The organism is Angustibacter peucedani (assembly GCF_054779595.1).
On sequence record NZ_BAAGXY010000002.1, the window covers coordinates 131,936 to 153,564 of the forward strand.

Annotated in this window: 24 protein-coding genes and 1 pseudogene; 11 read left to right on the forward strand and 14 right to left on the reverse strand. The window is 73.6% G+C overall.

Annotated features, from left to right (window positions below):
- Positions 1 to 62: 62 nt before the first annotated feature.
- Positions 63 to 1,703, reverse strand: a complete 1,641-nt coding sequence (locus tag ACYVJ4_RS00920) for a serine/threonine-protein kinase (protein WP_460458220.1) — start codon at positions 1,701 to 1,703, stop codon at positions 63 to 65.
- A 24-nt stretch (positions 1,704 to 1,727) separates the two neighbouring features.
- Positions 1,728 to 2,156 carry a CBS domain-containing protein gene (locus ACYVJ4_RS00925; RefSeq protein ID WP_460458221.1) on the reverse strand — a complete coding sequence of 143 codons (429 nt, stop codon included), beginning with the start codon at positions 2,154 to 2,156 and terminating at the stop codon, positions 1,728 to 1,730.
- A gap of 189 nt (positions 2,157 to 2,345) precedes the next feature.
- On the opposite strand from ACYVJ4_RS00925, the gene ACYVJ4_RS00930 reads away from it, so the two are divergent.
- Both ACYVJ4_RS00930 and otsB read left to right on the forward strand, forming a co-directional pair.
- Positions 2,346 to 3,779, forward strand: a complete 1,434-nt coding sequence (locus ACYVJ4_RS00930) for an alpha,alpha-trehalose-phosphate synthase (UDP-forming) (RefSeq protein WP_460458255.1) — start codon at positions 2,346 to 2,348, stop codon at positions 3,777 to 3,779.
- Positions 3,776 to 4,537 carry a trehalose-phosphatase gene (gene otsB, locus ACYVJ4_RS00935; protein WP_460458222.1) on the forward strand — a complete coding sequence of 254 codons (762 nt, stop codon included), beginning with the start codon at positions 3,776 to 3,778 and terminating at the stop codon, positions 4,535 to 4,537. Before ACYVJ4_RS00930 ends, otsB begins: the two co-directional genes overlap by 4 nt.
- Before the next feature lie 103 nt (positions 4,538 to 4,640).
- On the opposite strand, the gene ACYVJ4_RS00940 is transcribed toward otsB, so the two are convergent.
- Positions 4,641 to 5,657, reverse strand: coding sequence for a LacI family DNA-binding transcriptional regulator (locus ACYVJ4_RS00940; RefSeq protein ID WP_460458223.1), 1,017 nt, complete (start codon positions 5,655 to 5,657; stop codon positions 4,641 to 4,643).
- A 220-nt stretch (positions 5,658 to 5,877) separates the two neighbouring features.
- On the opposite strand from ACYVJ4_RS00940, the gene ACYVJ4_RS00945 reads away from it, so the two are divergent.
- Positions 5,878 to 6,984, forward strand: a complete 1,107-nt coding sequence (locus tag ACYVJ4_RS00945; RefSeq protein ID WP_460458224.1) for an ABC transporter ATP-binding protein — start codon at positions 5,878 to 5,880, stop codon at positions 6,982 to 6,984.
- Positions 6,985 to 6,991: 7 nt separating this feature from the next.
- A complete protein-coding gene (locus ACYVJ4_RS00950; protein WP_460458225.1) occupies positions 6,992 to 8,260 on the forward strand; it encodes a DUF4032 domain-containing protein in 1,269 nt (422 codons plus the stop codon).
- Here the strand turns inward: ACYVJ4_RS00950 and ACYVJ4_RS00955 are convergent.
- Both ACYVJ4_RS00955 and ACYVJ4_RS00960 read right to left on the reverse strand, forming a co-directional pair.
- Positions 8,238 to 8,678, reverse strand: coding sequence for an NUDIX domain-containing protein (locus ACYVJ4_RS00955; protein WP_460458226.1), 441 nt, complete (start codon positions 8,676 to 8,678; stop codon positions 8,238 to 8,240). The genes ACYVJ4_RS00950 and ACYVJ4_RS00955 overlap by 23 nt on opposite strands.
- Before the next feature lie 99 nt (positions 8,679 to 8,777).
- Positions 8,778 to 8,930, reverse strand: coding sequence for a hypothetical protein (locus ACYVJ4_RS00960; RefSeq protein WP_460458227.1), 153 nt, complete (start codon positions 8,928 to 8,930; stop codon positions 8,778 to 8,780).
- Here ACYVJ4_RS00960 and ACYVJ4_RS00965 point away from each other — a divergent pair.
- Positions 8,923 to 9,408 (forward strand): annotated as a pseudogene (locus ACYVJ4_RS00965) (DinB family protein); the annotation flags it as partial. The gene ACYVJ4_RS00960 and the pseudogene ACYVJ4_RS00965 overlap by 8 nt on opposite strands.
- 101 nt (positions 9,409 to 9,509) lie before the next feature.
- On the opposite strand, the gene sigJ reads toward ACYVJ4_RS00965, so the two are convergent.
- The 4 genes from sigJ to ACYVJ4_RS00985 form a co-directional block, all read right to left on the reverse strand.
- Positions 9,510 to 10,334, reverse strand: coding sequence for an RNA polymerase sigma factor SigJ (gene sigJ, locus ACYVJ4_RS00970; protein ID WP_460458256.1), 825 nt, complete (start codon positions 10,332 to 10,334; stop codon positions 9,510 to 9,512).
- An 82-nt stretch (positions 10,335 to 10,416) separates the two neighbouring features.
- Complete coding sequence (locus ACYVJ4_RS00975) at positions 10,417 to 11,001, reverse strand: carboxymuconolactone decarboxylase family protein (protein ID WP_460458228.1); 585 nt, start codon at positions 10,999 to 11,001, stop codon at positions 10,417 to 10,419.
- 62 nt (positions 11,002 to 11,063) lie between these two features.
- Positions 11,064 to 11,330 carry a hypothetical protein gene (locus ACYVJ4_RS00980; protein WP_460458229.1) on the reverse strand — a complete coding sequence of 89 codons (267 nt, stop codon included), beginning with the start codon at positions 11,328 to 11,330 and terminating at the stop codon, positions 11,064 to 11,066.
- Positions 11,331 to 11,417: 87 nt separating this feature from the next.
- Positions 11,418 to 11,996: a MarR family winged helix-turn-helix transcriptional regulator gene (locus ACYVJ4_RS00985; protein WP_460458230.1), complete on the reverse strand. Its 579-nt coding sequence runs from the start codon at positions 11,994 to 11,996 to the stop codon at positions 11,418 to 11,420.
- 45 nt (positions 11,997 to 12,041) lie between these two features.
- Here ACYVJ4_RS00985 and ACYVJ4_RS00990 point away from each other — a divergent pair, with 45 nt between their 5' ends.
- Both ACYVJ4_RS00990 and ACYVJ4_RS00995 read left to right on the forward strand, forming a co-directional pair.
- On the forward strand, positions 12,042 to 12,473 hold the full coding sequence (locus ACYVJ4_RS00990; protein ID WP_460458231.1) for an SRPBCC family protein: 432 nt from the start codon (positions 12,042 to 12,044) through the stop codon (positions 12,471 to 12,473).
- Positions 12,474 to 12,589: 116 nt separating this feature from the next.
- Positions 12,590 to 14,062: an FAD-dependent monooxygenase gene (locus tag ACYVJ4_RS00995; protein WP_460458232.1), complete on the forward strand. Its 1,473-nt coding sequence runs from the start codon at positions 12,590 to 12,592 to the stop codon at positions 14,060 to 14,062.
- A gap of 3 nt (positions 14,063 to 14,065) precedes the next feature.
- Here the strand turns inward: ACYVJ4_RS00995 and ACYVJ4_RS01000 are convergent, their stop codons facing one another.
- From ACYVJ4_RS01000 to ACYVJ4_RS01010, 3 genes are read right to left on the reverse strand one after another with little or no spacing between them, the layout of a single operon-like run.
- Positions 14,066 to 14,665, reverse strand: a complete 600-nt coding sequence (locus tag ACYVJ4_RS01000; RefSeq protein WP_460458233.1) for a maleylpyruvate isomerase family mycothiol-dependent enzyme — start codon at positions 14,663 to 14,665, stop codon at positions 14,066 to 14,068.
- On the reverse strand, positions 14,662 to 15,114 hold the full coding sequence (locus ACYVJ4_RS01005; protein ID WP_460458234.1) for an SRPBCC family protein: 453 nt from the start codon (positions 15,112 to 15,114) through the stop codon (positions 14,662 to 14,664). The genes ACYVJ4_RS01000 and ACYVJ4_RS01005 overlap by 4 nt, the downstream gene beginning before the upstream one ends.
- Entirely contained in the window at positions 15,111 to 15,455 is a 345-nt protein-coding gene (locus tag ACYVJ4_RS01010; protein WP_460458235.1) for an ArsR/SmtB family transcription factor, read from the reverse strand. Before ACYVJ4_RS01010 ends, ACYVJ4_RS01005 begins: the two co-directional genes overlap by 4 nt.
- A gap of 121 nt (positions 15,456 to 15,576) precedes the next feature.
- Here ACYVJ4_RS01010 and ACYVJ4_RS01015 point away from each other — a divergent pair, with 121 nt between their 5' ends.
- A complete protein-coding gene (locus tag ACYVJ4_RS01015; protein WP_460458236.1) occupies positions 15,577 to 16,308 on the forward strand; it encodes a hypothetical protein in 732 nt (243 codons plus the stop codon).
- 125 nt (positions 16,309 to 16,433) lie between these two features.
- A complete protein-coding gene (locus tag ACYVJ4_RS01020; RefSeq protein ID WP_460458237.1) occupies positions 16,434 to 17,303 on the forward strand; it encodes a GGDEF domain-containing protein in 870 nt (289 codons plus the stop codon).
- Between the two features lie 11 nt (positions 17,304 to 17,314).
- Here the strand turns inward: ACYVJ4_RS01020 and rlmB are convergent, their stop codons facing one another.
- Both rlmB and cysS read right to left on the reverse strand, forming a co-directional pair.
- A complete protein-coding gene (gene rlmB / locus ACYVJ4_RS01025; RefSeq protein WP_460458238.1) occupies positions 17,315 to 18,346 on the reverse strand; it encodes a 23S rRNA (guanosine(2251)-2'-O)-methyltransferase RlmB in 1,032 nt (343 codons plus the stop codon).
- Positions 18,346 to 19,806, reverse strand: coding sequence for a cysteine--tRNA ligase (gene cysS, locus ACYVJ4_RS01030; protein WP_460458239.1), 1,461 nt, complete (start codon positions 19,804 to 19,806; stop codon positions 18,346 to 18,348). Before cysS ends, rlmB begins: the two co-directional genes overlap by 1 nt.
- Positions 19,807 to 19,859: 53 nt before the next feature.
- Here cysS and ACYVJ4_RS01035 point away from each other — a divergent pair, with 53 nt between their 5' ends.
- Complete coding sequence (locus tag ACYVJ4_RS01035; RefSeq protein ID WP_460458240.1) at positions 19,860 to 20,945, forward strand: S-(hydroxymethyl)mycothiol dehydrogenase; 1,086 nt, start codon at positions 19,860 to 19,862, stop codon at positions 20,943 to 20,945.
- Positions 20,942 to 21,577, forward strand: a complete 636-nt coding sequence (locus ACYVJ4_RS01040; RefSeq protein ID WP_460458241.1) for an MBL fold metallo-hydrolase — start codon at positions 20,942 to 20,944, stop codon at positions 21,575 to 21,577. The genes ACYVJ4_RS01035 and ACYVJ4_RS01040 overlap by 4 nt, the downstream gene beginning before the upstream one ends.
- Positions 21,578 to 21,629 lie beyond the last annotated feature (52 nt).

Genomic DNA, 21,629 nt, shown 5'->3' on the forward strand with positions numbered 1-21,629 from the left:
GGCCGGTTTCCGCCGCCAGGGCCGCCACCCGGCGGCGCAAAGCAGCCCGAGTGGCGGAAAGGTCAGAGGCCGAAGGGGAGCTGGACGGCGGGCCAGGGGTCGGACCCGCCGTGCTGCACGGCCCACACCGCGAGCGCACCCGCCACCAGCATGATCCCGAGCGCCCACCCGACCTGCTGGGACGACGGCACGACCACCCGCAGCGTCGTGCGCGCCCCGCGGCGCAGGGAGCCACCGGCCGGTCCCCACCACGCGGCGAGCAGCGCGATGGTCGCGCCCGCCCCGATGGCCGGCAGCGACCCCGGGTCGGCCGAGCCGTCCGAGGCCGGCAGCGCCAGGCCGGTCGAGAAGGCCGTCGCCACGCCGAGCAGCAGCGGCAGCACGCACGCGAGCACCGTGACCAGCACCGAGCGCACCAGGTGCCAGGGCGAGCTGAGGGTCGCCACGAACGCGTCGCTGCGCCGCGGGCCGCGCTCGTAGCGCCGCCGGGCCAGCGAGAGCCGGTTGCGCTCGACGGTGCGCGCCAGCACGCACAGCACGACGAAGACCACCGCCGTCACGACGGGGTAGGCGAGCGCGCCGCACACCAGCGCGACGAGCAGCGCGGCCACGACGCCCGAGCGCCGCCCGGGCGCCGCCGCCTCGGCCGCGGCCTGCGCGACCTGCGGGTTCACCGCCGACGCCGGCATCGGCAGCAGCTCGTCCATCGGCACGTACGGCGAGCCGACGACCGAGCCCACCACCGGGGCCGGGACGGGCGCCGGCGGCTGCGGCCGGGCCGGTGGCGGCGCGTACGCGGTCGACGGGGAGTACGGCGAGTAGGGCTCCCCGGGCGGGGGCAGCGCCGTGGTGCGGGGCGTGCCCACCGGCACGGTGACGGTGACGTGCTCGCCGCGCGCGTACCGGTCGAGCGCGTCGAGCACGTCGCCCTCGCCGGGCCGGTGCCGCGGGTCGACCGCGAGCGCCGCCGACAGCAGGGGCTGCAGGCGCGCGTCGACGCCCTCGAGGTCGGCCTGCCCGCGCCGCACCCGGTCGATGACGACGTCCATCGGACCGCGGCCGAAGGGCGGGCGACCGCTCGCCGCGAACGACAAGGTGGCGGCCCAGCCCCACCAGTCGGTGGCCTCGGTGACCCGCCCGCCGTCGATGACCTCGGGCGACAGGTACCCGGGCGTGCCCATGACCAGCCCGGTCGAGGTGAGCCGGACGTCGTCCGCGACGTGCGCGATGCCGAAGTCGATGACGACGGGGTCGCCGTCCAGCACCAGGACGTTGGCGGGCTTGAGGTCGCGGTGCACGACCGACACCTGGTGGATCGCCCGCAGCGCGCTCGACAGCCCGCGCCCGAGCCGCAGCAGCTGCGCCGGGGCGAGCGGCCCGCCCTCGCGCACCACGGCGTCGAGCCCCGAGCCGGGGACGAACCGCGTAACGACGTACGGCTGGGCGCCGTCGACGTCCGCGTCGAGCACCTCGGCCACCAGCGGGTGGCGCACGCGGCGCAGGGTCGAGACCTCGCGGGCCAGGCGGGCGCGCGCCTCGGGGTCGTGCGCGACGTGCGCGCGCAGCACCTTGACGGCGACCGCGCGGCCGGCCGGGTCGAGCCCCAGGTGGACGACGCCCATGCCGCCCTCGCCGAGCCGCCCGCGCAGGCGGTACGGACCCAGCTGGGTCACGTCGTCAGCCGTGCGCTCCCCCATGGCCATGCGCACCACGGTACGCGAGCGGGCCTACTGGTTGATGTATCCGACGAGCTGGTCGCGCTCGACCTGGAGCTCGTCGATCCGGTGCTTGACGACGTCCCCGATGCTCACGATCCCGTGCAGCCCGCCGTCGACGACGACCGGGATGTGGCGCACCCGCATGTCGGTCATCAGCCGCATGAGGTGCTCGACGCCGTCGTCCGGGCCGCAGGTCGTGACCTCGGCGGTCATCACGTCGGAGACGGGCAGGTCGAGGACGTCGGCGCCCGCGGTGTGCAGCCGACGGACGACGTCGCGCTCGCTGACGATGCCGTCGACGGACGTGCCGTCGACGGAGACCACGAGGGCGCCGATGCCGTGCTCGGCCAGCTGGGCGATCAGCGAGCGCACCGTGTCGTCCGGCTTGACCGTGACGACCTCGCCGCCCTTGCGCCTGATGACGTCCGAGATCCGCATGACGTTCGCCTCCTGCTCCGGGGGACAGACCGTCGTCTCACCGTAGTGCGTCCGGACTCGCGGCGACAGGTTCGCCAACCCCCCGTAGGGTGGAACGCGAACCCGCCAGACCCGAGGAGCCGACCACTCGTGACCCCCACGGCCGCGCCGTCCACGCCGTCCACCTCGACGACGCACGGGGCGGGCGACCTGCAGGTCTCCGGCGCCGAGCAGGGCACGTACGAGCTCGTCGTGGTCGCCAACCGGCTGCCCGTCGACCGCGTGACGGACGACGACGGCACCGTCACGTGGAAGCAGAGCCCGGGCGGCCTGGTCACCGCCATGCAGTCCGTCATGGCCGGCGAGGACGGCGCGTGGGTCGGCTGGAGCGGCGACCCCGGAGACGCGCCCGAGCCGTTCGACGAGGGCGGCATGCACCTGCACGCCGTCGGGCTGTCGGCGCAGGAGGTCGAGGACCACTACGAGGGCTTCAGCAACGAGACGCTGTGGCCGCTCTACCACGACGTCATCGTGCCGCCGCGCTACCGCCGCCGCTGGTTCGAGGGCTACCGCACGGTCAACCGGCGCTTCGCCGAGACGGCCGCCGCGCTGGCCGCACCCGGCGCGACGGTGTGGGTGCACGACTACCAGCTGCAGCTGGTGCCGGCCATGCTGCGCGAGCTGCGGCCCGACGTCCGGATCGGCTGGTTCGACCACATCCCGTTCCCGCCGGTCGAGCTGTTCGCCCAGCTGCCGTGGCGGCGAGCCGTCGTCGAGGGCCTGCTCGGTGCCGACCTGCTGGGCTTCCAGCGCAAGGCGGACGCCGAGAACTTCGTCCGCGTCTGCCGCCGGCTGCTCGCGCTGCCGACCCGCGGCGACACCGTCACGGTCAAGGACGCCGAGGGCGCCGAGCGCACGGTGCGGGCCACCGCGTTCCCCATCTCGATCGACGCGGCCTCGCTCGAGGAGCTCGCCCGCCGTCCCGAGGTGGCCGAGCGCGCGCGGCAGATCCGCAAGGACCTCGGCGACCCCGAGCACGTGCTGCTCGGCGTCGACCGCCTCGACTACACCAAGGGCATCCGCCACCGCCTCAAGGCCTACGAGGAGCTGCTGCACGACGGCGTGCTCGCGCCGCCCGGCACCGTGCTGGTGCAGGTCGCGACGCCCAGCCGCGAGCGGGTGTCGGCGTACATCCGGCTGCGCGAGCAGGTCGAGGTGACGGTCGGCCGCGCCAACGGCGACTACGGGCAGCTGGGCCAACCCGCCATCCACTACCTGCACCAGTCGTACGGCCGCGACGAGATGGCGGCGCTGTTCCTGGCCGCCGACGTCATGCTCGTGACGCCGCTGCGCGACGGCATGAACCTCGTGGCCAAGGAGTACGTCACATGCCGGCACGACGACGGCGGCGCCCTGGTGCTCTCGGAGTTCACCGGCGCGTACGGCGAGCTCGACCGCGCCTACATCTGCAACCCCCACGACATCTCGGGCCTGAAGCAGGTGATCCGCGAGGCGCTCGACGCCGACCCGCGCGAGAAGGCCCGCCGCATGCGCGCGATGCGCAAGCGCGTGCGCGAGCACGACGTGCAGCGCTGGGCCGACGACTTCCGCCGCGCGCTGGTCACGGCCCCCGAGCGCCCGTGACCGCGGACGACGGGCTGCGGGCTGCCGTGCAGGGCCTGGCCGGGCGGCCGCTGCTCGTCGGGCTGGACTTCGACGGCGTGCTCGCCCCGATCGTGGAGCGACCCGGTCACGCGCGCGCCCTGCCCGGCACGATCGAGGCCGTGCAGGCGCTCGCCGCCCTGCCGTCCGTGACCGTGGCGCTCGTCAGCGGCCGCGCGCTCGCGGACCTCTCGGCCCTCACCGGCCTCACCCCGGACGGCGACGTCCGGCTGGTCGGCAGCCACGGCGCCGAGGTGGCGCCCGACCCCACGCCGGTCGACGAGGCCGCACGGCAGCGGCTGGCCGACGTCCAGGCCCGCCTCGAGGTGCTGGCCGCCGAGCACCCGGGGGCGCACGTCGAGAGCAAGCCCAGCGCCGCCGTCCTGCACACGCGGTCGCTGCCGGCCGCGGTGTCGGCGCGGGTGACGGCCGAGGCGCTCGCCCTGCTGGCCGAGGTCGAGGGCGTGCACGTCACGCGCGGCAAGGAGGTCGTCGAGGCCGCGGTCACCGAGACGAGCAAGGGCCGGGCGATCGGCCGGCTGCGCGACGCGCTCGGCGACCGCGCCGGCGTGCTCTACGTCGGCGACGACGTCACCGACGAGACGGTCTTCACGACGCTGCAGCCCGGCGACGTCGGCGTGAAGGTCGGCGACGGCGACACCGCCGCCGCCCACCGCCTGCCCGACCCCGAGGCCGTCCGCACCCTCCTGCAGACCCTCCCCGCGCTGCTGCGCAGTTGATCACGTCATGCATGGCTAGACCTGCTTCACGTGGCCTGCAACCCTCGACCAGCACACGGAACCCTCGACAAGTACCGACGGCAGGCGGGTCGAGGAGCGGCCGCTAGCGGCGGGCGGGCGCCGCGCCGGTCGAGCCGCGCACGACCAGCTCGGGCCGGAACACGTACTCGGCACGCGGCGCCGGCTGCCCCGAGATCTCGTCGATGAGCGCCCGGACGGCGGCCTCGCCCATCGACTGCACCGACTGCCGCAGCGTGGTCAGCGGCGGATCGGTGAACGCCACGAGCGGTGAGTCGTCGTACCCGACCACGCTGACGTCGTCCGGCACCGACAGGCCCATCGCGCGGGCGGCCCGGATCGCCCCGAGCGCCATCAGGTCCGAGCCGCTGACGATGGCGGTGCAGCCGCGCTCGAGCAGCCGCTGCGCCGCGGCCTGCCCGCCCTCGACGGAGAACAGCGAGCGCTCGATCAGGTCCTCGACGTCGACGCCGGCGCGCACCGACGCCATCGCCTGCCGGAAGCCGGCGATCTTACGGATCGCGGGCACGAACCGCTCGGGGCCGACGGCCAGCCCGATCCTGGTGTGCCCCAGCGCCAGCAGGTGCGCGACGGCCAGCTCGCTCGACGCGATGTCGTCGCACGAGACGTAGGGCGCCTCGACGTCGTCCGCGTAGCCGTTGACCAGCACGATGGGCAGACCGCGCGCGCTGAGCTGGCGGTAGCGCTCGTGGTCGGCGAGCGAGTCGGCGTGCAGCCCGCTGACGAAGATGATGCCGCTGACGCTGCGCTCCAGGAGCATCTGCGTGTAGTCGTCCTCGTGCACGCCCCCAGGGGTCTGGGTGCAGAGCACGGGCGTGAACCCGTGGCGGGCCAACGCGGTCTCGATCACCTGCGCGAAGGCCGGGAAGATGGGGTTGGTGAGCTCGGGCACGATCAGCCCCACGAGCCCCGCGCTCTTGCGGCGCAGCCGGGTGGGCCGCTCGTAGCCGAGGACGTCGAGGGCGGTCAGCACCGCCTGGCGGGTCGAGTCGGCGACGCCGGGCTTGCCGTTCAGCACCCGGCTGACGGTCGCCTCGCTCACGCGGGCCTGCACCGCGATGTCGGCCAGCCGCGCGGCCATCGCCTCCCCCTCGTCGTCGCAAGATCTTGCAGCAAGAGCATACGGGCGCGGTGCGGCCCGGCGTGGAAACTCCGCCGCAAGGACTAGCCGGGACGTCGTCGGGCGGGCAGGATGAGGCGCGCACCACCCGTACGCGGACGTGCACAACTGAAGAGCACGGCCCACCTCTCCACGACGGATCGTCCGGCACGTACCTGCCGGTGGAAGGAAGTGAGAACGCATGGCTACCGTCACCTATGACCAGGCCACCCGCCTCTACCCCGGGGCCGACAAGCCCGCGGTCGACAAGCTGAGCATCGACATCGAGGACGGCGAGTTCCTCGTCCTGGTCGGGCCGTCCGGCTGTGGCAAGACCACCTCCCTGCGCATGCTCGCGGGTCTCGAGGACGTCAACGACGGCCGCATCCTCATCGGTGAGCGCGACGTCACCCACGAGGCGCCGAAAGACCGCGACATCGCGATGGTGTTCCAGAACTACGCGCTGTACCCGCACATGTCGGTGGCCGACAACATGGGCTTCGCGCTCAAGATCGCGGGCACGCCGAAGTCCGAGATCCGTTCTCGCGTCGAGGAAGCAGCCAAGATCCTCGACCTCACGCAGTACCTCGAGCGCAAGCCGAAGGCGCTGTCGGGCGGCCAGCGCCAGCGCGTCGCCATGGGCCGTGCGATCGTGCGCCAGCCGCAGGTGTTCCTCATGGACGAGCCGCTGTCGAACCTCGACGCCAAGCTGCGCGTGCAGACCCGCACCCAGATCGCCTCGCTGCAGCGCCGGCTCGGCATCACGACGGTGTACGTCACCCACGACCAGGTCGAGGCCATGACCATGGGTGACCGCGTCGCGGTGCTCAAGGACGGTCTGCTGCAGCAGGTCGACACCCCGCGCCGCATGTACGACCACCCGAACAACGTCTTCGTGGCCGGCTTCATCGGCTCGCCCGCGATGAACCTCATCGACACCGCGGTCACCGACGGCGGCGTCAAGTTCGGCTCCGGCACCTACCCCGTGGCGCGCGAGCACCTCGACGCGGCCGGCAAGTCGGTGACGATGGGCGTGCGTCCCGAGGACCTCACGCTGACGACCGAGGGCAACGGCCTCGCCGTCACCGTGGACGTCGTCGAGGAGCTCGGCGCGGACGCGTACATCTACGGCCAGGCCGAGGCGCAGCAGCACGTCGAGGGCGGGGACGAGCTGGCCGAGGCCAAGCCGTTCATCGCGCGCGTCGACGGCCGCACCCCGCCGGAGAAGGGCCAGACCGTGTACCTGGCGCCCAAGGAGGGCCACGTGCACATGTTCAACGCCACCTCCGGCGAGCGCATCGGCGACTGAGGTCGCCTTGCCCGACGCCCGTCCGGTTGCGCTGCAGATCACCGCAGCGCAACCGGACCCGGCGCTGCTCGACCTGCCGTGGTCGCTGCCGCTCGAGACCTGGCCGGACGAGACGCTCGCCGCGCTGCCCCGCGGCATCTCGCGCCACGTCGTCCGGTTCGCGCGGCTGTCCGGTCGCGTCATCGCGATCAAGGAGATCCGCGAGGACCTGGCCCGGCGCGAGTACGGGCTGCTGCGGCTGCTGCGGCGCCTCGACGTCCCGTCGGTCGAGCCGGTGGGCGTGGTCACCGGGCGGGTGGCGCGCGACGGCACGCCGCTCGACCCGGCGCTCGTGACGCGGCACCTGCAGTTCTCGCTGCCGTACCGCGCGCTGTTCAGCCAGTCGCTGCGGCCCGACACCGCCCGGCGGCTCGTCGACGCGCTCGCCGTCCTGCTGGTGCGCCTGCACCTCACCGGCTTCTTCTGGGGCGACGTGTCGCTGTCGAACACGCTCTTCCGCCGCGACGCCGGTGCCTTCGCCGCCTACCTGGTCGACGCCGAGACCGGCGAGCTGCACCAGTCGCTGAGCGACGGCCAGCGCGAGCACGACCTCGAGATCGCCCGGGTCAACATCGCCGGCGAGCTGATGGACCTGCAGTCGGGCGGCCTGCTCGAGGAGGACGCCGACCCCCTCGACGTGAGCGAGACGATCATCCACCGCTACCGGTCGCTGTGGGGCGAGCTCACCGGCGCGGAGTCGTTCGAGCAGGGCGAGCGCTGGCGCGTCGACGCGCGCATCCGCAAGCTCAACGACCTCGGCTTCGACGTCGGCGAGCTGTCGATCGCCACCGACCTCGAGGGCGCGACCGTGCAGATCCAGCCCAAGGTCGTGGACGCCGGACACCACTCGCGCCGGCTGCTGCGCCTGACCGGCCTGGACGTCGGCGAGAACCAGGCCCGTCGTCTGCTGAACGACCTCGACTCCTACCAGGCGGCGACCGACCGGCAGGGCGACAGCGAGGAGATCGTGGCCCACGACTGGCTGTCGAACGTCTTCGAGCCGGTGGTGCGCGCGGTGCCGAGACCGTTGCGCGCCAAGCTCGAACCGGCCGAGGTCTTCCACGAGGTGCTCGAGCACCGGTGGTACCTCGCCGAGCAGCGCGGGCGCGACGTCCCGCTGCGCGAGGTGGTCGACGACTACGTCGACAACGTGCTGCCGAGCAAGCCGGACGAGGCCGCGGTGCTCGGCGTCGACACCCAGGCGATGCCCGTCGTCATCCCCCGCGACGACGCCTGACGTCGCGGTCGTCGTCCGGTGGGGCGAAGCCGGTGGCCGCCAGCAGGGCCGTGCGCACCGGGACGTGCACGGGGGGCGGCAGGTCGTCGAGGCCGAACCACCGCAGGTCGTCGTGCTCCTCGGGAGCGACGTTCGCCGGCGTCCCCTGCCAGTCGCGCACGAGCCAGGCGCTCAGCCGCACCGGCTCGTCGCCCGGCTGCACGACGAACGCGCACAGGTGGCTCACGGTCGACGCGTCGACCGTGACCCCGAGCTCCTCGTGCAGCTCGCGCACCAGCGCGTCGAGCTCGGTCTCGCCCGGCTCGACGACACCGCCCGGCAGGTCCCACACGTCGGGGTAGGCGTGCTTGTCCGGACGGCGGTGCGCGAGCAGGACGCGACCGTCACGGACCAGCGCGCCGAGGACCACCTGGTGCATGCGCCGATCCCACCACGGACCCCCGACAGGCCCGCGCCCGCCCTCGGCCCGCTCCTCGGCGGCTGTCGGCGGTCCGCGCCATGATCGCGGCATGACGACCTACTCCGGCACCGACGAGTTCGAGGGCGCGACGTTCGTGCGCGCCAGCTTCAAGGGCGCGACCCTGCGCTTCTCCGACGTCAGCGGCGTGCGCATGCGCAGCGTCGACGTCGGCGGGCTCGACATCGACAGCCACGACCTGGGGATGAGCACGCTCCTCGTCAACGGCGTCGACGTCGTGCCGCTCGTCGAGGCCGAGCTCGACCGGCAGCTGCCGGGTCGGGCGCTGCGCCAGGCCCGGACGCCGGAGGGCCTGCGCGAGGCGTGGGCCGCGGTCTGCGCCGCCTGGGCCACGACGGTCGACGGGACGCCGCGTCAGCTGGTCGACGTCCGGGCCGACGACGAGTGGTCCCTGGCGCAGACGCTGCGGCACCTCGTCCTGGCCACCGACGCCTGGCTGCGCGGTGCCGTGCTGGGCGTCGAGCAGCCGTTCCACGAGATCGGTCAGATCTTCACCGGCGCCGCCGAGATGGGCTTCGACGTGTCGATGTTCCGGGCCGAGCCGCCGTCGTACGACGAGGTGCTCGCCGTGCGGGCCGAGCGGCAGCAGCTGGTGGCGGACTTCCTGGCGACCGTCACGTCCGAGGTGCTCGACGAGCCGCGGGCCGACCCCTGGGGCGGCAGCTGGCACCCGACGGTGGGCGACTGCCTCCGCGTCGTCCTGGACGAGGAGTGGGCGCACCTGCGCTACGTGCGGCGCGACCTCGCGACCTCACGACGGCCTAGCGGCCGTTACCGCGTCAGGGCCGCCTCGTCGTCCAGCCGGCCCAGCTTGTCGGGGTTGCGGACGGCGAAGACCCGGCTGATCCGGCCGTCCTCGACGACGAACGTGATGGCGGTGTCGAAGCCGTCGGCGACGCCCACGACCCGCGCCCCGAGCGCGCCGTTGAGCTGCACCGGGAGCACCTGCGCACCGGCCCCGAACTTGGGGAAGGCGCGCATCAGGTTGGCGACCTTCTTGGCCCCGACCACCGGTGCGGTCACCGCCTGCGCCACCCCGCCACCGTCGGCCACGAGGACGACGTCCGGTGCCAGCACGTCGATCAGGCCTTGCAGGTCGCCCCTGGTGACCGCGGCCAGGAACCGTTCGACCACCTGCTGCTGCTCACCGCGGCTGACGTCCATCCGCGGGCGTCGGGCCGCGACGTGCTCGCGGGCCCGGTGCCCGATCTGCCGCACCGCCGCGGCCGACTTGTCGACGGCCTCGGCGATCTCGTCGTACGGGGTGTCGAACACCTCGCGCAGCACGAAGACGGCGCGCTCGGTCGGCGTCAGCGTCTCGAGCACCGTCAGCATCGCGAACGACACGCTCTCGGCCAGCTCGACGTCGTCCGCCACGTCGGGCGCCGTGAGCAGCGGCTCGGGCAGCCACTCCCCGACGTAGTCCTCGCGACGCCGCGCGTCGGCCCGCAGCCGGTCGAGCGCCTTGCGCGTCACCATGCGCACCAGGAACGCGCGGGGGTCGCGCACCTCCGCCCGGGCGTCGGCACCGATGGCGTCCCAACGGATCCAGGTGTCCTGGACGACGTCCTCGGCGTCGGACGCCGCGCCCAGCATCTCGTACGCGACCGTGAACAGCAGGCGGCGGTGGACGACGAACACGTCGTCGTCCGGACCTCGACCCGGCGCAGCAGCCACGTCACGACCCTACGGCGACCCGCGAGGCCAACGGTCGCAGCCCGCAGGCCGCCGCGAAGCCGTCGGACTCGATGCCGAGCGCCACGTTGGGCCGGGTCGTGAAGTTGGCGAACGCGATCACCGCCGTCAGCTCGACCACGCCGGCGTCACCGAGCTGGGACCGCAGCGAGGCGACCATCTCGTCGGTCACCGTGGGCTCGGTCTCGGTCATCGCCTCGGCGTAGGCGAGCACCTCGCGCTCGAGCGGCGTGAACACGTCGGACTCGCGCCAGCGCGGCACCTGCACGGCCTTGTCGAGGTCGAGGTCCTTGTTGTGCGCCTCGAAGTAGTTGAAGTCCAGGCACCAGGTGCAGCCGACGCGGGACGCGACGGCCATGTGCGCGAACGACTTCAGCTGCTCGTCGCACGCGTGCCACTTCTTCAGCTTGCCGCCGAGCGATCCCATGTCCATCAGCACCTTCTGGTGGTGCCAGTACACGCCGATCGAGGTCGGCACCTGCCCCAGCGTCTTCTTCGCGAACCGCTTCACCAGCCACCCCTTGACGCCGGTGATCTCGGCGGCGGGGATGCGCGTCGTGCCTGTCATGTCGTCCTCCTGTGGTGGTCTCGACATGAAGACGCCGCCCGGCACCGGGTTGTGACAGACCGCTAGACGTCGACCAGCTCCACCGCGACGCCGTCGGGCCAGGACACCTCGACCAGGAGGTCGGTGAAGGTCACCGGGTTCGGCCCGGCGTTGCACGCGAGCCGCAGGTGCCGGGCGTCGTGCTCGACCACTCGCATCCCGCCGTTCGCGGTCCACGCCCCCGTCGCACCGTGCACGTCCTTCCAGACGTTCCAGACGCCGACCTCGAACGGCGGGCGCTGGGCCAGCATCTCGACCGCGACCGGGAACGGGCTGTGGTCCCAGAGCACGAACCGCTCGGCCTCGACGCCGGCGATGCGCTCGCTCCGTGCGACGGTGGCTGCGACCGCGCACGTACTGCTCGCCGAAGCTCTCGCTCATGGCCCGACCTCCCCGGCCTTCTCGGTCTCGCGGGCCGCCGTGGCCTGCGCTGGGCAGCGCCCGTCGGGGCGGCCGCACGCGGCGAAGTCGCACGCCCGGCACCACCAGGCCGGGGCGTCGCCCTGCGCCCGTCGGGCGAGGCGCTGCTCGACCCGCGCCCCCACCAGCCGGTCGAGCAGCGGCTCGAGCGCCCGCCGCTGGCCGGCGGACAGCCCGGCCGCGACGTCGACGACGACCTCGTCGCGCGCGCGCCGCGCGGTGCGGGCCCGACGTCGTCCCTTGGCGGTGAGGCGCACCTCGACGCGCCGCCGGTCGGCTCCCGGTCGTCGTCCGGCCAGGCCCTCGGCCTCGAGCTGGGACACGACGCGCACCGCCCCCGAGTGCGTCAGGCCCAGCACGGAGGCCAGCCGCCCGACGTGGACGCCGTTCGCGAACTCGTCGAGCGCCAGCAGCGCCACCGCCGCGCTGCCGACCACCCCGCTCGCCCGCTCGAGGGCCTCCTGCCCGTCGGCCGCGAGGTTGAGCGACAGCGAGGCGAGCAGGTTGTCGAGCCGATCGATTGCGGGGTCCGCCACCTCATGATTGTATGAGGGCCTCATACAAATGAGGAGATGACACGCATGACCGGTTTCTCAGCCACCGCCGAGGTCGACGTCGACGCCACCCGTGAGCAGGTGTGGGCCGCCCTCACCGAGCCCGAGCAGATCGCGGCGTACATGCAGGGCTCGAAGGTCAGCACGACCTGGGAGGTCGGGTCACCGATCACCTGGGACGGCGAGCACGACGGCCACGCCTACCAGGACAAGGGAGAGGTGCTCACCTACGACGAGCCGCAGGTGCTCTCGGTGACGCACTACAGCCCGATGATGGGCGAGCCGGACGAGCCGAAGAACTACCACACGCTGGTCTACACGCTCGGCGACGCGGACGGCGGCACGCACCTCGAGCTGACGCAGGACGGCTGCGAGAGCGAGGAGCAGGCCGAGCAGTTCAGCCAGAACTGGCAGAGCATGCTCGACGGCCTCAAGGCCCACGTCGAGCAGTCCGGCTGACGCCGGACCCACCGCTCCCTGCATCTCCACCGTAGCGCGCCGACGGGGGCTTGCGGCAAGGCCCCCGTCGTGCCGCAGACTGCTCGGCCGGACGACGACGGACGAGGGGGCGTGGCATGGCAGAGACGGTCGACGTGGCGGTGGTGGGTGCTGGTCCGACCGGGCTGGTGCTGGCCGGCGAGCTGGCGCTGGCGGGGGTCGACGTGGTGCTGCTCGAGCGGCGGCCGACGTCCGAGCTGCTCGGCACCCGGGCGCGCGGGTTCCACGCGCGCACCATCGAGGTGCTCGACCAGCGCGGCATCGCCGACCGGTTCCTCGAGGCCGGTCAGACGGTCAGCGTGCTGTCCTTCAGCACCACGCGGCTCGAGCTCGGCGACTTCCCGACGCGCCACCCGTACACGTTGGGGCTCGGGCAGTCCGGCGTCGAGGAGATCCTGCTCGGGTGGGTCGAGGAGCTCGGCGTCCCGGTGCGCCGAGGGGTCGAGGTCACGGGCATCACCCAGGACGACGACGGCGTCGACGTCCGGCTGGCCGACGGCGGCACCCTGCGCGCCACCTACCTCGTCGGCGCGGACGGCGGTCGCAGCCTCGTGCGCTCGGCGGCGGGCATCGAGTTCGTCGGCCCGGACGCGAGCCGCAGCCACCTCGTCGCCGAGGTCGAGATGACCGAGCAGCCGCCGCCGGGCATCCGCATGGACGACGTCGGCATCCACGCCACCAACGTGCTGCCCGACGGTGCCGTCGGCCTCGTCGTCACCGAGCGCGAGCTGGGCCCGTCGTCCGAGCCGACCCTCGACGAGCTGAAGCAGGCGCTGGTCGCGGTGTACGGCAACGACTTCGGCGCCCACGACCCCCGCTGGATATCACGCTTCACCGACGCGACCCGGCAGGCGGCGACCTACCGGCGAGGGCGCGTGCTCGTCGCGGGGGACGCCGCGCACGTGCACCCGCCCACCGGCGGGCAGGGCATCGGCCTCGGGGTGCAGGACGCCGTCAACCTCGGCTGGAAGCTCGCCCAGGTCGTGCAGCGCGTCTCGCCCGACAGCCTGCTCGACACCTACGAGTCCGAGCGCCACCCCGCCACGGCGCGGGTGCTGACGAACGTGCTGGCCCAGGCGCAGCTGCAGCGCGGCGACGCCCGCACCATGGCGGTGCGAGACACGATCAGCGACCTGCTGGAGTCCGACGAGCCGCGCCGCCGGCTCGCCGGCCTGCTGTCCGGGCTCGACATCCGCTACGACTGGGGCGACGAGCACGCCCTGCTCGGACGACGGGTGCCGGACCTCGACCTGACGACGGACGACGGGCCCACCACCGTCTTCACGCTGCTGCACCCGGCCCGCGCGGTGCTTCTGGACCTCGGCGAGCCGGGCGTCCTCGACGACGTCGCGCGACCGTGGACCGACCGCGTGCGTCACGTGCGCGCCCGCACCGAGGGTCCGTGGGAGCTGCCGGTCGTCGGGCCTGTCGCCGCGCCCACCGCCGTCCTCGCCCGACCCGACGGCCACGTCGCCTGGGTCGGCCAGGGCACGGCCGCCGACCTGGCGGAGGCGCTCACGACCTGGTGCGGCGCAGCGGATCTCGGCTGAGGGTCAGCGCCGTGGCAGGGCCCGCCCGTCGGGGAGGGTGCGGCCGCTGAGCAGGGAGACGAGCGACCCGCCGTCCGCGCGCACGACGTCAGCTCCGTCACCCGACGTCCAGCCGAAGTCGGTGGCCTCGAACCGCACGCCGCTGACGTCGACGCCGAACCACGTGCCCTCGGACGCCGCGAGCAGGTCGAGCACGACCTCGACGGCCTCGGCCGGTGCGACGGGCGGTCGGCCGAGCGCGACGGTGACGTCGAGCGAGTGGATGACCGCGTGGCTCAGCGCCCCACCGGCTCCGCCGCCGGGCGGCTGCCAGCCGTGCAGCCGCTCGGACCGCAGCTGGTCGAGCAGCTCGGACGTCGGGAGGGCGCCGTCGCGCAGCGCCACGGCATTCGACATGGCGGTGAAATCGCCAGCGGCAGAAGCCATCTCGGCGCCGTACTGCTCCGGCGTGAGCCGGGCCGGCATGGTGACGTGCGCGACGAGGTGGCGCACCTGCCACCCCGCGCACAGGGACGGCGCGTCCCAGACGTCGTCCGGGCCGGCGTCGAGCAGGTCGGCCAGGCCGGTGCAGGTCGGGGCGACCCACTGCTGCAGATCGGTCACGAGCGTTCTCCTTCGACGAGTCGGGCGAGGTGCTCCTCGAGCTTGTCGAGGGAGGTGAGGAAGCCGGCCTGGGCCTCGGGGCGCAGCATCCAGTCCGGCACGTGCCGCTGGTGGATGCGCACGGCGGTCGTGCCGTCGCCGAGGTCGTCGAGCGTGCTGGTCGTGTGCATCCCGGTGCCGGTCTCGACCCAGGCGACCAGCGAGGGCGGGACGACGTCCGTGAACGTCGCGACCATGCGGTGGCTGCCACCGCCGCCGACCATCAGGGTCTCGAACCGGCCGCCGGGTCGCAGCTCGACCACGAGCCCGTCGAGCGGCGTCGACATGCCGCGCGGCCCCCAGAACTGCGCCAGCTCGGCCGGGTCGGTCAGGCAGCGCCAGACCAGCTCGCGCGGGGCGCGGAACACCCGCTCGTGCACCAGCTCGGCGTCGCTCGCAGGGGTGCTCACCGGTCGTCGTCCTGCAGCCGGGCCAGGTGCGCGTCGAGGCGGTCCATGCGGTCGGCCCAGGTGCGCCGGCTCTCCTCGATCCACGACAGCGCGGCCTCGAGGGCCGCGGGCTCCAGGCGGCACGGCCGGGTCTGGCGGAGGCGACCGCGGCTGATCAGGCCGCACCGCTCGAGCACCGCGAGGTGCTGCGACACCGCCTGCAGGCTCATGGCGTAGGGCTCGGCCAGCTCGCCGACCGTGGCCTCCCCCGCGCCCAGCCGGGCCACGATGTCGCGCCGCGTCGGGTCGCTCAGCGCGGTGAAGACCGCGTCGAGATCGGGGTCGGCCAGGGCGGTGGGCATGGGCGCTATTCAAGCAGGTGCTTGATCAAGCGTCAACTGGACCACGCCGAAGCGGCCCCGCGACCCGGCACCCGGGGGCACACTGCTGGGCGGACCGCCGTCGTCACGAGGGGTGCGTGCCATGTCGATGTCGTCGCCCGAGCCCGCGCCGTCGCCGCCGCCCGCGCAGCACCCGAGCCCGCCAGCACCCGGAGGGACCGCCGCCGGCGCCGGGCAGCCGAACCTCGGGCTGCGGGCGCAGATCCTGGCCACCGAGCACTGGAGCCTGCTCGCCACGCGCGGCATGACGTGGTCGGAGGTCATGAGCCGCATCGGCATCCACCTGACCGTCTCGTCGGCCTCGCTCGTCGTGCTGGCGCTGCTGGCCCAGGCCTCGGGGTTCGGCACCGCGTTCCGCGTCATGTCGATCGGGCTGGCGGCCGCCGTCCTGGTGCTCGGCACCATGACCCAGATGCGCGTCATCAACGCGAGCGTCGACGACGCGTCGGTCGTGCTGGCCATGAACCGGCTGCGCGCGGCGTACGTCGACCTCGACCCCGCCGTCGAGCCGTACTTCCTGACCTCGACGCACGACGACATGGCCGGCCTGCTGCAGACGTACTTCATGGGCTGGCCGCGCAGCACCCTGAGCCACGTCACGGCGAGCACGAGCCTGTTCATGACCGTCTTCAACGCGATGGTGGCGGGCACGCTCGGTGCCCTCGTGACCGACGCCGCCGGCGGGACGGTCGCGCTCGTGGTCGTCGTGGGCGCGGTGGCCGGCCTGGGCTACCTGGGGGTGCAGCTGCTCATCGGCTCCCGCACGTTCACGAAGGTGCCGCAGACGGCCTACTCGCCGACGCCGCCGGCCTGACGCGAACCGCGCGCCTGGGGTTGCGCTCCGTGACTGATGTGTCACGCTTCGGGGTACCGGGGTTGGCTGACCAGCGGCGTGCGCTGGCGACGGGCGAGGGGGTCCGGGTGGGGGTAGTCGGCTCGGTGACACGTGCCGGGACGAGCGAGGGGCTGGACGCCGCCCTCGACCACCTGCAACGGGAACGCCCGGACGTCGTCTGGGCCTTCGCGTCGGTGGCGTCCGACCGGTACGCCGTCCTCAAGGTGCGCGACCCGCTCGGTCGGGTGCGCGCGGGCGACGTCGTGCGCCCGACGTCCGACGACGGAGCGGTGCTGGTGCACCCCGTCGTCGGCCAGGGCGGTTCCGCGGTCAGCGTCCTGTGGGGACTGGACCGGACGTCGTCCGGGCGGCTCGACGACGTCCGCGACCTGGTGGCCGTGCTGGCCCGGCTGGTCGGGCTCGTCGCCCGCTCCGAGCACGCCCACGTCACCACCGCCCGGCGCTCGCAGGTGCTGCACGAGCAGGCGCACACCGACGAGCTGACCGGGCTGCCCAACCGCCGCGGCTGGTCGACGGTGCTCGAGAGCGAGCAGCCGACCCAGGCCGACGACGAGGCGCCGTCGGTCGTGGTCATCGACCTCGACGGCCTGAAGGAGATCAACGACGTGCAGGGCCACGTCGCGGGCGACGAGTACCTGCAGCTGGCGGCGGCGACGCTCGCCGCCGTGAGCCGCGACAGCGACGTGGTGGCGCGGCTGGGCGGCGACGAGTTCGGGGTGCTGGTGGGCGGCCCCGATCCGGACGCCGCCCAGCCCGTCGTCGCGCGCATCCGCGAGGCCTTCGAGGCCGCCGGCGTGGCGGCCTCGATCGGACACGCGGAGTACGAGAGCGAGGGCGGCCTCGAGCGCACCTGGTGGCGCGCCGACCAGGCGATGTACGCCGAGAAGAAGAAGCGTCGACGCGCCCGCTCGCGGCGGCCGCGCCCGGACCCACCGGTCGACGGCGTCGCCTAGGGACGCCCCGCTCAGCCGCCGTGCGAGCGGCGGCGCGCGACCTCGTACAGCGCCACCCCCGCGGCGACCCCGGCGTTCAGCGACTCGGTGGCGGCGTGCATCGGGATCGAGACCACGAGGTCGCAGGCCTCGCGCACCAGGCGTGACAGCCCCTTGCCCTCCGAGCCCACGACGATGACCAGCGGGTCGTGGGCCACCGCGATCTGCGGCAGCTCCATGTCGCCGTCCATGTCGAGCCCGATGACGAAGCAGCCGTCGGCCTTGAGCTGCTCGAGCGCCCGCGTCAGGTTCGTGGCACGGGCGACCGGCAGCCGGGCCGCCGCGCCGGCGGAGGTCTTCCAGGCCCCGGCGGTCATGCCGGCCGCGCGCCGCTCCGGAACGATCACGCCGTGCCCGCCGAAGGCGGCCGCCGACCGGACGACGGCCCCGAGGTTGCGGGGGTCGGTGATCGCGTCGAGGGCGACGATGAGCGGCGCCTGGCCCGCCTCCTCGGCGGCCCGGACCAGGTCGTCCGGGTGCGCGTACTCGTAGGGCGGCACCTGCAGCGCGAGGCCCTGGTGGATCGCGCCGTCGGTGAGCCGGTCGAGCTCGCCGCGCGGCGTCTCCAGCACCGGGATCGCCCGCAGCGCAGCGGTCTTGAGCGCCTCGCGCACGCGGTCGTCGACGTCGATGCGGCTCGCGACGTACATGGTCGTCACAGGCACCTCGGCGCGCAGCGCCTCGACGACGCTGTTGCGGCCGGCCACCATCTCGCTCGACGTCTTGGACCTGCCCCGCGCCGGCGGACGACCGCCGGGGCGACCGCCCCCGCGCCCGCCCGCCGAGCGCGCCGGCGCGCCACGGCCACCCTTGCTGAGGGCGGCGTCGCGGCGTTCCGCCGCCCGGCGCTTCTTGGCGGCGACATGCTTCTCGCGGTCCTCGGCCTTGGGCGTAGGGCCCTTGCCCTGCAAGCCCTTCCGCTGCTGACCGCCGGAACCGACGAGAGGTCCCTTGCGCGAGGCGCCCTTGCGCACCGCGCCCTTGCGCTGGGAGTTGCCGGCCATCAGGCAGGTCCTTCCGTGGAGCCGGTCGGGCGCGCCAACGTCCAGCGCGACCCCCCGGCGGTGTCCTCGACGGCGATGCCCGCCGCGGTGAGCCGGTCGCGGATCGCGTCGGCGGCGGCGAAGTCGCGGGCCGCTCGCGCGGCCTGCCGGGCGTCGAGCTCGGCCCGCACGAGCGCGTCGAGCGCCGCAGCGGTGCGGTCGTCGGTGCTGGAACCCTTGTGCCACACCGGGTCCAGCGGGTTGATGCCCAGGACGTCGGTCATCGCCACCACCGCACCCAGAGCGGCGAGCGCGCTGGCGTCGTCGCCGTCGTCCAGGGCCGTGTTGCCGGCCCGGACGGTGTCGTGCACGACGGCCAGGCCGCCCGAGACGTTGAGGTCGTCGTCCATCGCCTCGGCGAAGGCCGCCGGAACCGTTGCGCCAGAAGGCACCTCGCCGAGCTCGCGGGCTCGCAGCACGAAGCCCTCGATGCGCTCGACCGCGGCCTCGGCCTCGCGCAGCGAGTCGGGCTGGTACTCGATCATCGAGCGGTAGTGCGCCGCGCCGAGGTAGTAGCGCAGGGCCAACGGCCGCACGTGCTTGAGCACCTCGGTGACGACGAGCGAGTTGCCGAGCGACTTGCTCATCTTCTCGCCGCCGACGGTGACCCAGCCGTTGTGCAGCCAGTACCGCGCGAAGCCGAGACCGGCCGCGCGGGACTGCGCCTGCTCGTTCTCGTGGTGCGGGAAGCGCAGGTCGACGCCGCCGCCGTGGATATCGAAGGTGTCACCGAGGTACTTGCGCGCCATGGCCGAGCACTCGAGGTGCCAGCCCGGTCGGCCGCGGCCGTACGGCGAGTCCCAGCTGGCCGACGCCGGCTCGTCCGGCTTGTGGCCCTTCCACAGCGCGAAGTCGCGCGGGTCGCGCTTGCCGCGCGGGTCGGCGTCCTCGGCCGGGGCCATGTCGTCGATCTTCTGGTGGGTCAGCTCGCCGTAGTCCGGCCAGGACTTCACCTCGAAGTACACGTCGCCCGCGCCGGCTGCCGCGCCGTCGCCGCCCTCGTCACCCGGGTAGGCGTGACCGCCGTCGACGAGCGTCTGCATCAGCTCGACCATCTCGGGGATGTGGCCGGTGGCGCGCGGCTCGTAGGTCGCCGGCAGCACGCCCAGCGCGTCGAGCGCGGCCGACGTCTGGCGCTCGTTCTCGTAGGCCCAGGCGAACCACTCGACGCCCGCGTCGGCCGACTTGGCGAGGATCTTGTCGTCGATGTCCGTGACGTTGCGCACGAGGGTGACGTCGTACCCGTGGCCGGTCGTCAGCCACCGCCGCAGGACGTCGAACGCCACCGTGAACCGCACGTGCCCGATGTGCGGCGAGCCCTGCACCGTGAGGCCGCAGATGTACAGACCCACCTGGCCGGGGCGCAGCGGCTCGAAGTCGCGCAGCTCTCGGGTGGCGGTGTCGTACAGGCGAAGTGTCACCGCACAAGGCTACCGGTGGCACGGCGCTCTCCCTGACCCGTAGATTCGCGAGCATGCCGCAGACCGTGAACGCCGTCATCGCCCGCGCCCAGGGCGCCCCCGTCGAGATCGTGCCGATCGTGGTGCCGGACCCCGGCCCGGGCGAGGCGGTGGTGGAGGTGCAGGCGTGCGGCGTCTGCCACACCGACCTGCACTACCGGGAAGGCGGCATCAACGACGAGTTCCCGTTCCTGCTCGGTCACGAGGCGGCCGGCGTCGTCGAGGCCGTCGGCGAGGGGGTCACGGACGTCGCGCCCGGTGACTTCGTCGTCCTGAACTGGCGGGCGGTGTGCGGCTCGTGCCGGGCCTGCCTGCGCGGCAAGCCCTGGTACTGCTTCAACACCTTCAACGCGACGCAGAAGATGACGCTCGAGGACGGCACCGAGCTCACGCCCGCCCTCGGCATCGGCGCGTTCGCCGAGAAGACCCTCGTGCACGCCGGGCAGTGCACCAAGGTCGACCCCGAGGCGCCGGCCACCGCGGCCGGGCTGCTCGGCTGCGGCGTCATGGCCGGCTTCGGTGCGGCCGTCAACACCGGCGGTGTCGGCCGCGGCGACAGCGTGGCCGTGATCGGCTGCGGCGGCGTGGGCAACGCCGCGATCGCCGGGTCGCGGATCGCCGGTGCCACCACGGTGATCGCCGTGGACGTCGACGACCGCAAGCTCGAGTGGGCCAAGGGGTTCGGCGCGACGCACACGGTCAACAGCCGCAGCACCGACGCGGTCGAGGCGATCCGCGAGCTGACCGGCGGGTTCGGCGCGGACGTCGTCGTCGAGGCGGTGGGGCGGCCCGAGACCTACGAGCAGGCGTTCTACGCCCGCGACCTCGCCGGCACCGTCGTGCTGGTGGGCGTGCCGACGCCCGACCTGAAGGTCGAGCTGCCGCTGATCGAGATCTTCGGCCGCGGCGGCGCGCTGAAGTCGAGCTGGTACGGCGACTGCCTGCCCTCGCGCGACTTCCCCGTGCTGGTCGACCTCTACCGCCAGGGACGCTTCGACCTCGACGCGTTCGTCAGCGAGACGATCGGGCTCGGCGACGTCGAGGCGGCCTTCGACAAGATGCACCGCGGCGAGGTCCTGCGCTCGGTGGTGGTGCTGTGAGCGGCGACGTCCGGGTCGACCACGCGGTCACCAGCGGCACGTTCAGCCTCGACGGCGAGACGTTCGACGTCGACAACAACGTCTGGGTGCTCGGCGACGACGACGAGTGCGTGGTCATCGACGCCCCGCACGACCTCGACGTCATCACCGGCCTCGTCACCGGACGTCGGGTGGTGGCCGTCCTGTGCACGCACGCGCACGACGACCACGTGGATGCCGCCCCCGGGCTCGGCGAGCGGGTCGGGGCGCCGGTGCTGCTCCACCCGGACGACCTCGCCCTCTGGACGCTCACCCACCCGGACCTCGCCCCGGACGGCACGCTGCACGACGGCCAGGTGGTCTCGGTGGGCGGGGTCGACGTCCACGTGCTGCACACGCCCGGGCACTCCCCCGGCGCGGTCTGCTTCCACGTGCCCGCGCTCGGCACGGTCTTCACCGGCGACACGCTATTCGCCGGCGGGCCCGGCGCGACGGGACGCTCGTTCAGCGACTTCCCGACGATCGTGGCCTCGATCCGCGACCGGCTGCTGACCCTCCCGGGCGAGACCGTCGTCCGCACCGGCCACGGCGACACCACGACGGTCGCGGCCGAGGCCCCCCACCTGCAGGAGTGGCTCGACCGCGGCCACTGAGCTGCACTTGTGAAGGGTTTCCAACCCCTCAGACGTGCCTGAAGGGTTGGAA

Coding starts and splice junctions, on each gene's coding strand:
- ACYVJ4_RS00920 (WP_460458220.1), bottom strand. CDS start 1,703: ATGGCCATGGGGGAGCGCACGGCTGACGACGTGACCCAGCTGGGTCCG.
- ACYVJ4_RS00925 (WP_460458221.1), bottom strand. CDS start 2,156: ATGCGGATCTCGGACGTCATCAGGCGCAAGGGCGGCGAGGTCGTCACG.
- ACYVJ4_RS00940 (WP_460458223.1), bottom strand. CDS start 5,657: ATGGCCGCGCGGCTGGCCGACATCGCGGTGCAGGCCCGCGTGAGCGAG.
- ACYVJ4_RS00945 (WP_460458224.1), top strand. CDS start 5,878: ATGGCTACCGTCACCTATGACCAGGCCACCCGCCTCTACCCCGGGGCC.
- ACYVJ4_RS00955 (WP_460458226.1), bottom strand. CDS start 8,678: ATGCACCAGGTGGTCCTCGGCGCGCTGGTCCGTGACGGTCGCGTCCTG.
- sigJ (WP_460458256.1), bottom strand. CDS start 10,334: ATGCTGGGCGCGGCGTCCGACGCCGAGGACGTCGTCCAGGACACCTGG.
- ACYVJ4_RS00975 (WP_460458228.1), bottom strand. CDS start 11,001: ATGACAGGCACGACGCGCATCCCCGCCGCCGAGATCACCGGCGTCAAG.
- ACYVJ4_RS00990 (WP_460458231.1), top strand. CDS start 12,042: ATGACCGGTTTCTCAGCCACCGCCGAGGTCGACGTCGACGCCACCCGT.
- ACYVJ4_RS00995 (WP_460458232.1), top strand. CDS start 12,590: ATGGCAGAGACGGTCGACGTGGCGGTGGTGGGTGCTGGTCCGACCGGG.
- ACYVJ4_RS01010 (WP_460458235.1), bottom strand. CDS start 15,455: ATGCCCACCGCCCTGGCCGACCCCGATCTCGACGCGGTCTTCACCGCG.
- ACYVJ4_RS01015 (WP_460458236.1), top strand. CDS start 15,577: ATGTCGATGTCGTCGCCCGAGCCCGCGCCGTCGCCGCCGCCCGCGCAG.
- rlmB (WP_460458238.1), bottom strand. CDS start 18,346: ATGGCCGGCAACTCCCAGCGCAAGGGCGCGGTGCGCAAGGGCGCCTCG.
- ACYVJ4_RS01035 (WP_460458240.1), top strand. CDS start 19,860: ATGCCGCAGACCGTGAACGCCGTCATCGCCCGCGCCCAGGGCGCCCCC.